Source organism: Flavobacterium sp. NRK1, from assembly GCF_024054175.1.
Lineage (GTDB): Bacteria > Bacteroidota > Bacteroidia > Flavobacteriales > Flavobacteriaceae > Flavobacterium.
Genome location: NZ_JAMXLA010000001.1, coordinates 2,385,248 through 2,398,563, shown reverse-complemented (window position 1 = coordinate 2,398,563; position 13,316 = coordinate 2,385,248). Strand labels below are relative to the sequence as shown.

Annotated in this window: 13 protein-coding genes; 7 read left to right on the top strand and 6 right to left on the bottom strand. The window is 35.3% G+C overall.

From position 1 onward, the window contains the following. Positions 1–36: 36 nt before the first annotated feature. On the bottom strand, positions 37–447 hold the full coding sequence (gene ruvX, locus NHE85_RS10985; RefSeq protein WP_252812074.1) for a Holliday junction resolvase RuvX: 411 nt from the start codon (positions 445–447) through the stop codon (positions 37–39). Positions 448–494: 47 nt separating this feature from the next. Next, entirely contained in the window at positions 495–1,229 is a 735-nt protein-coding gene (locus tag NHE85_RS10980) for a class I SAM-dependent methyltransferase (RefSeq protein ID WP_252812073.1), read from the bottom strand. A gap of 125 nt (positions 1,230–1,354) precedes the next feature. On the opposite strand from NHE85_RS10980, the gene NHE85_RS10975 reads away from it, so the two are divergent. Further along, positions 1,355–2,170, top strand: coding sequence for a 2,3,4,5-tetrahydropyridine-2,6-dicarboxylate N-succinyltransferase (locus NHE85_RS10975; protein WP_252812072.1), 816 nt, complete (start codon positions 1,355–1,357; stop codon positions 2,168–2,170). Positions 2,171–2,178: 8 nt separating this feature from the next. After that, positions 2,179–4,017 (top strand): glycosyltransferase, encoded by a 1,839-nt coding sequence (locus NHE85_RS10970; RefSeq protein WP_252812071.1) that lies wholly within the window; start codon positions 2,179–2,181, stop codon positions 4,015–4,017. 14 nt (positions 4,018–4,031) lie between these two features. Here NHE85_RS10970 and NHE85_RS10965 read toward each other — a convergent pair whose 3' ends face one another. Further along, on the bottom strand, positions 4,032–4,865 hold the full coding sequence (locus tag NHE85_RS10965) for a glycosyltransferase family 2 protein (RefSeq protein WP_252812070.1): 834 nt from the start codon (positions 4,863–4,865) through the stop codon (positions 4,032–4,034). 86 nt (positions 4,866–4,951) lie between these two features. Then, positions 4,952–5,716, bottom strand: coding sequence for a Kdo domain containing protein (locus tag NHE85_RS10960; RefSeq protein WP_252812069.1), 765 nt, complete (start codon positions 5,714–5,716; stop codon positions 4,952–4,954). A gap of 94 nt (positions 5,717–5,810) precedes the next feature. On the opposite strand from NHE85_RS10960, the gene NHE85_RS10955 reads away from it, so the two are divergent. After that, the gene (locus NHE85_RS10955) at positions 5,811–6,665 is read left to right on the top strand and encodes a glycosyltransferase (RefSeq protein ID WP_252812068.1); all 855 of its coding nucleotides are present in this window, start codon (positions 5,811–5,813) and stop codon (positions 6,663–6,665) included. Positions 6,666–6,684: 19 nt separating this feature from the next. On the opposite strand, the gene NHE85_RS10950 is transcribed toward NHE85_RS10955, so the two are convergent. Together NHE85_RS10950 and NHE85_RS10945 are read right to left on the bottom strand one after the other, a co-directional pair. Next, positions 6,685–7,656: a hypothetical protein gene (locus NHE85_RS10950; RefSeq protein ID WP_252812067.1), complete on the bottom strand. Its 972-nt coding sequence runs from the start codon at positions 7,654–7,656 to the stop codon at positions 6,685–6,687. After that, the gene (locus tag NHE85_RS10945; protein WP_252812066.1) at positions 7,640–8,767 is read right to left on the bottom strand and encodes a glycosyltransferase family 4 protein; all 1,128 of its coding nucleotides are present in this window, start codon (positions 8,765–8,767) and stop codon (positions 7,640–7,642) included. The genes NHE85_RS10950 and NHE85_RS10945 overlap by 17 nt, the downstream gene beginning before the upstream one ends. A 124-nt stretch (positions 8,768–8,891) precedes the next feature. Between NHE85_RS10945 and NHE85_RS10940 the strand changes: the two genes are divergently transcribed. The 4 genes from NHE85_RS10940 to NHE85_RS10925 all read left to right on the top strand — a co-directional run bounded on the left by NHE85_RS10940 (position 8,892) and on the right by NHE85_RS10925 (position 13,295). Continuing rightward, a complete protein-coding gene (locus NHE85_RS10940; RefSeq protein ID WP_252812065.1) occupies positions 8,892–9,995 on the top strand; it encodes a DegT/DnrJ/EryC1/StrS aminotransferase family protein in 1,104 nt (367 codons plus the stop codon). Between the two features lie 3 nt (positions 9,996–9,998). Further along, positions 9,999–10,574: an L-threonylcarbamoyladenylate synthase gene (locus NHE85_RS10935; RefSeq protein WP_252812064.1), complete on the top strand. Its 576-nt coding sequence runs from the start codon at positions 9,999–10,001 to the stop codon at positions 10,572–10,574. After that, on the top strand, positions 10,574–12,004 hold the full coding sequence (locus tag NHE85_RS10930; RefSeq protein WP_252812063.1) for a CCA tRNA nucleotidyltransferase: 1,431 nt from the start codon (positions 10,574–10,576) through the stop codon (positions 12,002–12,004). The genes NHE85_RS10935 and NHE85_RS10930 overlap by 1 nt, the downstream gene beginning before the upstream one ends. 250 nt (positions 12,005–12,254) lie before the next feature. Next, positions 12,255–13,295 carry a heme A synthase gene (locus tag NHE85_RS10925; RefSeq protein ID WP_252812062.1) on the top strand — a complete coding sequence of 347 codons (1,041 nt, stop codon included), beginning with the start codon at positions 12,255–12,257 and terminating at the stop codon, positions 13,293–13,295. Positions 13,296–13,316: the final 21 nt, after the last annotated feature.

Genomic DNA, 13,316 nt, shown 5'->3' with positions numbered 1-13,316 from the left:
TAATTTCTATTTTTATTAATACACAAATAAAATTGTTTATTTTTTTCGTGATAAATAATCCTGAAGTAAAATTGTTGCCGATATTTCATCAATAAGCGCTTTATCCTGCCTTTGCTTCTTTTTTAAACCGCTATCAATCATTGTTTGAAAAGCCATCTTGCTTGTAAAGCGTTCATCAACTCTTTCAATCTGCATATCAGGAAACTCACTAATAAATTTAACAATAAAAGCTTCTATTAAAACAGAACTTTCCGATGGGAGCCCGTTCATTTGTTTCGGATCGCCTATCAGCACTTTTTCAACACGCTCTTTTGCAAAGTATCTCTTAAGAAAATCAATAGTAGTTTCAGACGCTATTGTAGTTAATCCGGATGCTATTATCTGCATCTCATCGGTTACTGCAATACCTGTACGTTTAAGTCCGTAATCTATAGCAAGGATTCTCATTTATCAGATTTAAAAATTGAAAATTTAAGATTGAAACCAACTGAGCTTTATATCAATTTCCCAATTCTCAAAAGTAAAGGAAAAGTAACTTGTTTATCTCCTTTTTCCCAATATTCTTTTAATTCTTCTCTGATTAGATCTAAAGGATTGGTGCCGTTCTTTTTGATATAATGCTGTACTGCCGACCAAGTTTCCAGATAGCCGGTAAGCTGTTCAAACGTCCAGTTAAATTTATTGGTAAACTGTTGAGCTTCTATTTCTTCAAAAGGAAATGGGATTGTTGTATAATTTTCATCCAGATAATGGCGTTCTATATCCCAGTAAGGTCCGGTTATATCATAATAAAAATGATTCAATAGATCTCCTGCTTTACCATTAGCCAAAAACAAACCGTAACCCAGAACTGCAAAAATCCCTTCAGGCTTAAGAATACGATAGACTTCTTTATAAAAAGCATCAAAATCAAACCAGTGTATAGCCTGCGCCACAGTTATAAGATCAAATTGATTATCATTAAAAGATGTTCTTTCGGCACCTTCATTTTTATAAACAACATTAGATACCTGCGTAGCATTTTCAAGTTGTTTTTCACTTATATCCGTAGCATAAACCTTTTCAAAATGCTTAGCAAGTTCAACGGCTACCTGCCCGTTACCTGTAGCAACATCTAAAGCCGTTTGTTTGTTTTTCGCAAACGAAACAATGTATTGAATCATATCCGGCGGATAGGAAGGCCTGTATTGCGAATACCCTTTTGCCTGATCGGAAAAATTGTCTTTCATCTTAAAAATATCTCTATTAAGTAAATATAATTCATTATGTTTGAAAACAGATATTGTATAATGCCAATTTTACTTTATGCTATCTTAAAAATCCAGCTTATATTTGCCGAAATGACTTATTTGAAATGCAAAATTTACAAACCATTATAGAACAGGCCTGGGAGAACAGAGCGCTGTTGCAGGAAGAGGCTACAACAAATGCCATTCGTGAAGTAATTGAACTTTTAGATTCAGGAAAACTACGTGTAGCTGAACCCAAAGAAGGTGGCTGGCAGGTAAATGAGTGGGTGAAAAAAGCAGTTGTTATGTATTTCCCAATCCAGAAAATGGAAACCCTTGAAACCGGTATATTTGAATACCATGATAAAATGCTACTTAAACGTAATTATGCCGAAAAAGGCATTCGCGTTGTACCTAATGCAGTAGCACGTTATGGTGCTTATATATCTTCAGGCGTTATTCTTATGCCAAGCTATGTGAACATTGGTGCTTATGTAGATGAAGGCACTATGGTAGATACATGGGCTACAGTAGGAAGCTGTGCACAAATAGGTAAAAACGTTCACCTTAGCGGCGGTGTAGGTATAGGCGGAGTATTAGAGCCCCTTCAGGCTGCACCGGTTATTATAGAAGATGGTGCCTTTATAGGTTCAAGATGTATAGTAGTAGAAGGTGTAAGAGTAGAAACAGAATCAGTTCTTGGTGCTAATGTATGTCTTACTGCATCTACAAAAATTATAGATGTTACAGGAGATGAGCCTGTAGAAATGAAAGGTGTAGTACCTGCACGCAGTGTTGTTATACCGGGTAGTTATACCAAAAAATTTGCAGCCGGTGAATATCAGGTACCATGTGCCTTAATAATTGGTAAGCGTAAACCTTCAACAGATTTAAAGACTTCGCTAAACAATGCATTACGTGAGTATGATGTAGCGGTTTAATACTATTTATGAGCGAAAGCAATAATAAAATATCGGCCCTTGCCATTGTTTTTAACGAGGAGCACAACATAAGACAATACCTTGACAATATGTCTTTCGCAGACGAAATTGTCGTTGTTGATTCTTTCAGTACAGATAATACTCCTTCAATAATCAGGGAAGAATACCCGCATGTAAGATTTTACCAGCGGGTATTTGATGATTTTTCCTCACAGCGAAATTATACCATAGATTTGGCAGCTTATGACTGGGTAGTATTTTTTGATGCTGACGAAAGAGTTACAGAAAAGGGTATTGATGAAATTATTGCTACAGTAAACAGTGATCCCGAAGAAGTTGCCTTTTGGGTTAAACGTATATTTTATTATGAAGGCAGGCCCTTTGTAAACAATAATTTTAATGATGATAAAACCGCGAGACTTTTCCGAAAATCAAAGTGCCGCTATTCAGATAAGCTGGTTCATGAAAAACTTGATATTCATGGTAAAAGCAAGGTATTAAAACATGCTATTCATCATTATTCCTTTAAGGATAAAGAAGATTTTCTGCAGAAAAGACTGCAATACTCCAAACTGAAGGCCAAAGAGTTTTATCTTGAAGGCGTAAAAACAAACGTCTTTCATTTCACAATACGCCCGGGTTTCCGCTTTTTTAAATTTTATATTTTAAAACTGGGATTTGTAAACGGCAGGCGTGGCTATGAAATGGCAAAAATATTAGGCTATCACGTTTACATGAGGTATGTGTACCTTAAGCAAATGAATGATAGTTGCTATGCCGGAAAAAAAATACTTGTAATTCAGGAAAAAATGATTGGCGACGTGCTTGCAGGAAGTATTATATGCAATACATTAAAAGCCACCTATCCTAATGCACAAATTGATTATCTGGTGTATGATTTTACGAAGCCTGTAGTTGAAAACAATCCGAATATAGACAACATAATTATCTTTAAAGAAGATTATCGTAAAAGCAAATTAGATTTTCTAAAGTTTTTATTTGAAATCAGAAAGAAAAAATATGATGCCGTTGTTGATGCCTATAATAAATGGGAAAGCGGCATTATTACTCTATTTTCAGGCGCCAATAAAAGAATAGGTTATAAAAAATGGTATACCCGTTTTTTTTATGATAAAACCATAGAAACAAACTGGAAAGCACCAGACTCTGCCTTAGTGCATCGTATGGAACTTACAGAAGCCCTTACCGGTAAAAAGCATGAAATAGAATATCCTAAAATTTTCCTTACCGAAAATGAAATAAAAGGAGCTAAAAAAATACTTGCTGCCAGTTTAAACCCTGAACTGCCTATCATAATGATAAGTGTATTGGGCAGTGATGAAATAAAAAGCCTGCCTGCAAAAGAAATGGCTCAAGTACTTGATCTTATTGCCGAAAATACAAATGCCCAGCTAATTTTTAATTACCTGCCAAAGCAACAGGAACAGGCAAAAGAAATTTATAATTATTGTACTGCAGAAACGCAGCAAAAAATCTTGTTTGATCTTTACGTCAGAGGATTAAGGGAGTTTATGGCTGTTTTATCACAATGTGACGCCCTTATTGGTAACGAAGGGGGCGCTGTAAATATGGCAAAAGCACTTGATGTTTCTACATTTACAATATTTTCACCGTGGATCAATAAAGGATCTTGGAATATGCTTGATGACGGTGAGAAACACGTAGCGGTACATTTACAGGACTATTATCCTGAAATATATGGCAGCAATCATCCAAAGGAATTCAAGGAAAAATCACTGGAGCTATATAAAAAATTGACCTTAGATCTTTTTAAAGAAAAGCTTACTGAATTTGTAAAAAGAGTAAATAAACTTATAACTAAATAAATAAAAACTACCTGCTATTCAGGTATTGTAACTCCTTCTTCTTTCTTAATACCGTAAGGTGTCCATTTTATTTTTTTGTCGCGTACTTCCTTTCTGATAGCCAGATTAGCTGCGAGTGACTCGGGTGTTTTATATCCTCTGCTGTGATCAAGATGAAGACAGATTGCTTTATGCCTTATCTGCTTGCCTTTTACTCCATAATTCTCAAGACGTTCACCAAACTCCCTGTCAGGCCCGCCATATTTCATCCTTTCATCATAGCCATTAATAGCTATCATATCTGCCCTGAAACCGGAAGAATTACAGTTATTAAAAGAAGGTGTAGTTGTTGTAACCGTATCCATAACAGCACCAAGTACCGGCCCTGCCGTTAATTTAAGTGTTTGAGAGAACCCTAACTTATCCTGTTTCTTAAGCCAGTTAACATCAAAACAATTTTCATTAAGTATATCTTCTTTGGTTATCGCTTCACTTGCCTTCATGGTAAGTTTGCAATAACCGCCAGATAAAAACCTGCCTTTTTCGGCAAATTTGGCGTGCATTTCCACAAAATCTTTTCGCGGAATACAATCACCATCAGTCATTATAATATATTCATTTGCAGCTTCAACAATAGCAACGTTTAAAATTTCCTGTCTTCTGTAACCTTTGTCTTCATGCCAAAGGTGGCGCACCGGTACCGGGTAATTAGCCGCGTAGCGGTCTATCAGTTCCTTAGTTGACGGGCGTGACCCATCATCAGCAATTATAAGCTCAAAATCTTTATAAGTTTGATTACTGTACCCTATAAGTACATTTTCAAGCCATTTTTCTGCATTATACGTACTTACTATTACTGATATTTTCATTTTTAACTGCTTAGATTTTTAAAAAGCTAAAAGAAGTATAAACTTAAAAGAAGTCACTGCATTTTAGCGGCACAAAGATAAGATATTTAATTTTTTCGGAGCCCAAGCTTTCTTTTGATAGCGCGTTTGCGGTGAAACCTGTTACTAAAGTATTGGGTATGCTTTACCATTAATGCCATAACCTCATCATACGATTTACCATAAAGCTTTGCATATTCATCGCTCATTACCTCTATAAGCCTTGTTTCAGGGGTTAGTTTAGCCATATTCACTATACGCTGGGTAAACGTCATATTGCTATGAAATTTCATCCTGTTAAGATCTACCAAAAAGAAGGCATACCGCCCTTCTCCTGTTTTTTTTATAAGCGTATTACCGGGAGTATGATCTAAAAATTCTATTCCCTTTTCATGAAGTTCAAATGTAAAACGTGTAAACTGCCTAAGTATGTTTTCATGATCAGGATAATCGGGAATTTCAATCAATTGCCTAAAGGTAAGCTCGGTTTCCATTTGGGCACTCATGTAGTAGCTATCCTGAAGTGTAAAAGCTGTAAAATGCTCAAAATAAGCTATAGGCTGTGGAGTACCTATCCCCTTTTCCAGTAAAATATTGGCAAACTCATAAGAACGGCGTGCTTTGGATTTCCTGAAAAACCGATAAACCAGCTTATTAATTATATTGGGAATTTTGAACGACTTTACATTTACCGTATCATTACCTAATTCAAAAAGTTTTATCTTATTTCTCTTCCCGTCAACAAATAATTTGCCCTGGGTATCAAAATTTTCAATAATCTGGGTTATCTCTTTAGTTTGAGCTTTGAATTCCGGATGGATGACTTTGTTCATTCAGCAATTGCAATTTTATGCAAAAGTAACCATTTTGAATTTCTTACTTCAAATAATTGGTTTATTTTTACCCTTCATAACAAGAAGCCAGGCAATGTTTAACCACTATCTTATTACCCGTTTTAATTTAAAAAATCCTAAATGGGATGTTACTAAAAACAACGAATCGTTACTTACAGATGAGTGGCTTGAACACAGACTGTGGCTTTTTGAAAACTTTTGTTTTCCGTCAGTAACGGAACAAACCAACCAGAACTTTACCTGGCTTATTTATTTTGACACTACAACTCCTGAGTCATACAAACAAAAAATTGAAGCTATAATTGGCAATACACCAAACATTAATCTGTTTTATATTGAAGGAATGCCATCGTTTTATCCTGAAATAAATAAGCTGATAACCACAGAAGCTTCAGGTAAGCCATATTTAATAACATCGCGTATAGATAATGATGACTGCATAAGCAAATACTTTATTGATGAAGTACAAAAACAGTTTAAAAGTCAGGATTATATGGCTATAGACATTATTAATGGCTATTCGCTGCAAATTAAGCCTACTATAATGCTGGGCAAAAAGGAACATATTTTTAATCCTTTTATCAGCCTGATAGAAAAGAACGACAATCCTAAAACTGTTTGGGCTAACGATCATAACCACTGGAAAAAAGAAGCCCGAGTTAAGCAGGTTACCGGAAAAAGGTTATGGATGTCTATAATCCATGAGAAAAACAAGGTTAATGAATTTGACGGCTATGGGAATGTGCCGTGGGAAGCACTAAAAAAAGAATTTATTGTTTCTGCCGGGATGAAGGCCGCTATAAGTAAAGATATATTACCGCATAGTAAATGGGCCTGGACAAGCTTTAAAAATGAATTATATGTAAAATGGGTACTTTTTAATAAATCATTTAAAAAAGCTCTGGGTATATATAAACTCAAGCAATAACCTGCAAAATTTATAGTATTTACGCCACTATATTATCCACCCAGGATTTTACAGTATACTTTTTATAAATCTCTTCGGGTAGTTCTGTATATGGTGTTTCAAAAAATGAATCGGGAATATTAATATTTCTTGCGTCTTCTATTATAAAAATGTTGTTAGGATTATAAAAATCATAGTTTTTAATGTCCTTATTTGTGGTAATAAGTTTTTTTCGAAACCCCATTGCCTCAAATACCCGAAACGTTAAACCATCCTGAATACCAAATTTATGTATGTCTGCAATAATAGGAGCCCTTTTAATATGGTCTATTACTTCATTATTACACATACGCTTATTAATATAAGTTATATTAGTGTTTTCGGGCAGCTCTCCATCTTTCATTACATAAAATCCACAGGTATATCCTTTCTCTTTAAGATGTTCCGCCAGATTCTTAAGCGTAATCACACGGTAATCATCAGACATTACAGAAAAAGCATCATATGAAGTTTCAGTGTTGTGAACTTCGCCTTCAAAATAAATAAAATTGCTTATAAACAGCAGGCCGAAATCTTCAACATCTTTTTTCTCATAAGAATATACGGCATCAAAAAAATTGATTATATCTTTTTTCCTCTTTATATTATTAATAGAGTCGTGATAGTAAGCTATAAATCGCTTTGACACATTTCTAATAGCCTGAAGCTGCGAATCAAAAAACACATCAGGACGTATAATAATAGTAATATCATACTTATGGCAAACAGTATTATTTACCAGCTCTTTACACTTATAGTAGTTTTTGAGTTTTTTACCCGTAATTATTTTATAAAAAAAGGCCTGAACCTTTTGCAGCATGTTTTTATACTTAAACTTTAAAGTTGCCGTATTATAATAATCTACATGGGTATAGCGGCTTTTCAGTTCTTTATATACACTATCATAATACCCGCTCATATCAAATGTTATGAACAACACTCTTTTGTCTTCCATATTATTTTCCTTTCTCATTCTTTACCGGGTTTTGGTTTACAACTTCCTGTAATTCGTCAATCATTTTTTTGGCGATAATTTCTTTTGTGAAATTATTTTTCAGAAACTCATAACCATTCTCAGTAAATTTCTTTTGCAATTCTTTATTGTTAAGTAATTCTTCTACTTTATCTGCAAAGGACTCCGGGTTGCCCACTTCAACCAGGAAGCCTGTTTCGTTTGGCACTACTACTTCCGGTATCCCGCCTGCATTGGCAGCCACTATTGGCACTTTACAGGCATAAGATTCTAACAGAACACCACCCGTAGGCTCATTATTAGATGTAAATAAAAACAGGTCAAACTCCGGCAGTACCTGTGGAATATCTTTACGAAAACCTGCAAATATAATTTCATCAAAAACGCCAAGTTCTCGGGCAAGATCTTTTATTTCCTGCTCCTGCGGACCATCACCTATAATTATATATTTAGCTTTTATTCCTCGTTTTACAAGCACTGCAACAGTGCGTACCCATGTAAAAAGGTCTTTCATTCCTGTATAGGCAGCAATGTTACCAATTATCTTAACATCTTCCGGAATATTAAATTCTTTTCTTAAAATTCCCGTATCAGAATATTTAAACTTATTAATATCAGTAACACTACCCACAACACATAACCTGCTATGGTCTTTAACCGCATATTTAAGCACATTTACAACAGGGTGCGATACACATATGATTTTTTTAATACCCTTATAATTGTATTTCCACTTTCTAAGAAAGTTTGTATCTACTCTTTTAATAAGAGTTCTGCATAATACTAAAGGCTGTTTCAGCCCGTATAACAACGCCGAAAGCACGCTAATAGTATGTGATTCACTATTATGAATAAATATTACATCAGCATTTTTATCGTCTGCTATATGCTTTAGAGATTTAGCAAATTTAAGATCGTACTCTCCGTTAAATTCCAGCCCTATAATCTGCATACCCTTACTTTGTGCAATCTTATAGATCTCAGAATCTTTAACGCAAACAATCCATTGGTCTTCTACATAGCCGAAATCTCTAAAAGCCTCATATAAATAAATAATCTTTTGTTCATGTCCGCGCCAGCCTCTGGATGCCGTTACCTGTATCAATCTCATAAATAGCGTTTAATCGGCAAATGTATCAAATCTAATATAAAACCTTGTATAAAACTTGGCAGTTTAGTTATAATGTGCGTAAGAATGATAAAGTTTCAATACTTTTGTTGTATAATTCTTACCAATGATAAAATTTCTTGATCTTCAGAAAATAAACCTGCTTCATCAGGAGGAAATTGAAGAACGATTATTAAAAGTATTCAGGAGCGGATGGTACCTTTTAGGGGAGGAAGTAAAAGAATTTGAGAAAAACCTTTCTGAATATATTGGAGCAAAACATGCTATTGGTACTGCAAACGGCCTTGATGCTTTACGCCTTATTTTTAAAGCTTATATAGAACTTGGCTATATGCAGCCGGGCGACGAAGTAATTGTTCCTGCCAATACCTACATAGCATCTTTACTTGCCATTACCGATAATGACCTTATTCCCGTTCTTGTTGAACCCGATCTGAATACATACAATATAGATATTAAACTTATAGAAGAGAAAATATCTTCTAAAACAAAAGCAATAATGATAGTCCACTTGTATGGACAGGTAGTTTTTAACGACCAATTAAAAATATTGGCACATAAACACGATCTTAAATTAATTGAAGATAATGCTCAGGCTATTGGCGCAGAGTGGCAGGGCAAAAAAACAGGCACATTGGGCGATGCAGCAGGGTTTAGTTTTTATCCGGGTAAAAATCTGGGCGCACTTGGCGATGCAGGTGCTGTTACTACAAATAACGATGAACTTGCGAAAGCCATTCGTGCATTAGCCAATTACGGATCGGAAGAAAAATACATAAATAAATACCAGGGGCTTAATTCACGTCTTGATGAAATACAGGCAGCAGTATTGGATGTAAAACTTAAATACCTTGATTCAGAAAACAACAAACGTCGTGAAATAGCTCAATATTATATTGATACAATCACTAATCCGCTCATTAAGCTTCCTGAAATTCCTGCGGACAAAAACAGTCATGTATGGCATTTGTTTGTTATTCTCACCCAGGACAGAAACAGACTTCAACAGTATTTGGCAGAAAATGATATACAAACACTTATACATTATCCTGTTCCGCCACACAAACAGGAGGCATATGCTCAGCTAAATCAATTATCTTTGCCAATTACAGAGCAGATACACAATGAGGTACTCAGTTTACCTATAAGCCCCGTGCTTACCGAAAAAGAAATAAAAAAAGTAGTAGATACTATTAATAATTATAAGTAATTAATGAGTACGCCCGATATAAGTACAGAAGTACACAATGCCTATGAGGTAATAAAGAACGGAGGCATTATTCTATATCCTACCGATACCGTTTGGGGTATTGGCTGTGATGCATCGAACCCTGAAGCGGTAAAGAAAATTTATGAACTAAAGCAACGAGAGGAAAGCAAAAGCATGATCGTGCTTATGAATACCGACAGAATGATGTATACCGTATTTAAAGAAATACCTGAGGTAGCATGGCAGATAATGGACTTGTCCGAAAAACCTACTACCCTTATACTTGATAATCCGCGCAATGTGGCACCTAACCTTATAGCGGAAGATAAAACACTGGGTGTGCGTCTAGTAAAAGATCCTTTTTGCTTTAAGCTTATGGAACGTATGAAAAAACCACTGGTTTCTACATCGGCAAATGTAAGCGGAAGGCCAACACCTAATTCTTTTAAAGAAATTGACCATCATATTTTGGACGGCGTAGACTATATCGTAAATTTGCACCACGATAAAATTGCCGCTAAACCTTCTACCATAATAAAACTGGGGAATGATTTACAGGTAAAAGTGATACGACCTTAATGGAAAATAAAACTTCATACAAAGAAGCATTAAACAACAGGATATTTACAATCACCTCGCAGGCCGCTCAAAATCTTAACGTTGACAGTTATGTAATAGGTGGCTTTGTAAGAGATTTTCTTTTGCAGAGAGATTTTAAAAAAGATATAGATATTGTTGCGGTAGGCAGCGGCATTGAACTTGCCGAAAAAGTATCTTCACTACTGCCCAACAAACCAAAAGTACAGGTTTTTAAAACCTACGGTACTGCAATGCTGCGCTTTGAAGATATTGATATTGAATTTGTAGGTGCGCGAAAAGAATCTTATACACAGGAAAGCCGCAACCCTCAAGTGGAAACCGGTACACTTGAAGATGACCAGAACCGACGCGATTTCACCATAAATGCTTTAGCCCTATCGTTATCTGCCGATAATTTTGGTGCACTTGTAGATCCTTTTAATGGTGTAGAAGACCTTAATAATAAAATAATACGTACTCCGCTAAACCCGGACATTACTTATAGTGATGATCCGTTACGCATGATGCGTGCTATACGTTTTGCTTCTCAGCTTAATTTCACTATTGAAGAAGAGTCTCTTAAAGCAATAACAAGAAATAAAGAGCGAATAAAAATAATTTCAGGAGAGCGTATTGTTGATGAACTTAATAAGATACTTATGTCTCCTGTACCTTCTGTTGGCTTTAAGCTATTGCACGAAACAGGATTACTGCATATTATTTTGCCAGAACTTACAGCATTGCAAGGTGTAGAAGAAGTTGAAGGCCAAACTCATAAAGATAATTTTTATCATACACTTGAAGTAGTAGATAATATTGCTCCAAACACTGATGATGTGTGGCTGCGATGGTCGGCATTATTACATGATATAGGCAAAGCGCCTACCAAAAAATTCCACAAGAAAGTAGGATGGACATTTCATGGCCATGAGTTTTTAGGCGGCAAAATGGTTAAAAAGCTATTTGAAAGACTGCACATGCCATTAAACCATAAAATGAAATATGTAGCTAAAATGGTAATGCTAAGCTCCCGCCCTATTGTACTGGCACAGGATATTGTAACCGATTCTGCGGTTCGCAGGCTTATTTTTGATGCGGGTGAAGATGTAGAAGACCTGATGATTTTATGTGAGGCCGATATTACAACCAAAAACGCTCAGAAATTTAAAAAGTACCATAATAATTTTAAAATAGTACGTAAAAAAATTGTAGAGGTTGAAGAGCGTGACCACGTACGTAATTTTCAGCCGCCTATCAGCGGAGAAGAAATTATGGAAACTTTTAACCTTAAGCCTGGAAGGGAAATTGGTGTACTAAAAGAAGCTATAAAAGAAGCTATACTGGAAGGCGAAATTCATAATGATTATGATTCGGCTTATGCCTATATGATGGAGCGGGCGAAAAAGTTGGGTTTAGAGGTTGCTAAATAAGACAGTTTCAAAGTAACAAAGTTGCAGAGAAGCAAAGTTGTAAACTTCAGCATTACAAATAAAGATTTAAATGCATTAAGCACAGAATCTAAGCTCTTTCATGAATAAAAAATTAAAAACATATTGAATTAATATATATGATTTATATCATAATTAATATTCAATAAACACTTTTACTTTGTCGCTCTGATTTAACAGTGAATCTCTTTACTTTGTAACTTTGCTTCTCTGCAACTTTGAAACTATAAATATGAAATTCAATTTTCAAAAAATTACTAAAACCGCCCTTATTCTCGTTTACTTAGTAATAATAGCAGGTGCTTTAGTACGCATGACAGGATCCGGAATGGGATGCCCTGACTGGCCAAGGTGTTTTGGCTATTACATTCCCCCTACAGACATTAAGGAACTAATGTGGTCTCCAAATCATGAATTTAGTAAAGGGCAGGTTATCATTAAAGATGAAAAACTTTGGGTAGCCAAAGAAAACTTTACCACTAAAGACACCTATGATGTCGGAAACTGGGAAGCTTACACAAAACATGATTATGCCGAATTTAACCCTGTACATACATGGGTAGAATATGTAAACCGCCTTGTTGGTGCACTGGCAGGTCTGGCTGTATTTATAATGGCAATAGCCTCTTTTGGGTTTTGGCGTAAAAAAACCAGCATCATACTATTATCATGGTTTTCAGTTTTCATGATGGGCTTTCAGGCATGGCTTGGGGCCACTGTAGTATATTCGGTATTAAACCCCGTTAAAATTACACTTCATATGGTAGTGGCTCTTATTATTGTTGCTGTTATATTGTATATACTCGATAAATCTAAAGCACTTACCCATACAGCGATAAGCTTTAAAAAAGACACGCTTTTTAAATCTTTACTTATAACCTCGTTAATAATTACATTAATACAGGTTGTACTTGGTACTGAAGTGCGCCAATTTGTAGATGAGCGCGTTAAAATGCTAGGATATGAAAATATGCATCTGGTAATGGACAGCCCAATAATCAATTTCTATATCCACAGATCGTTTTCTTTTGTTGTATTTGGTATTAACCTTTGGCTATACCTTCGCAATAGAAAACTGAATTTGGGTTATGCAAAAGCAACATGGGTTATGTGGCTTATACTATTGGAAATAACATCGGGCGTAATAATGTATTATTTTGATTTTCCTTTCGGAATGCAGACAACACATCTTGTTACTGCATCAGCGCTATTTGGTATTCAATTTTATATGATATTGGAAAGCGGAAGAAAAACGCAGCAACATTTAGCATAGTTTTACATTTCCCTTACCACA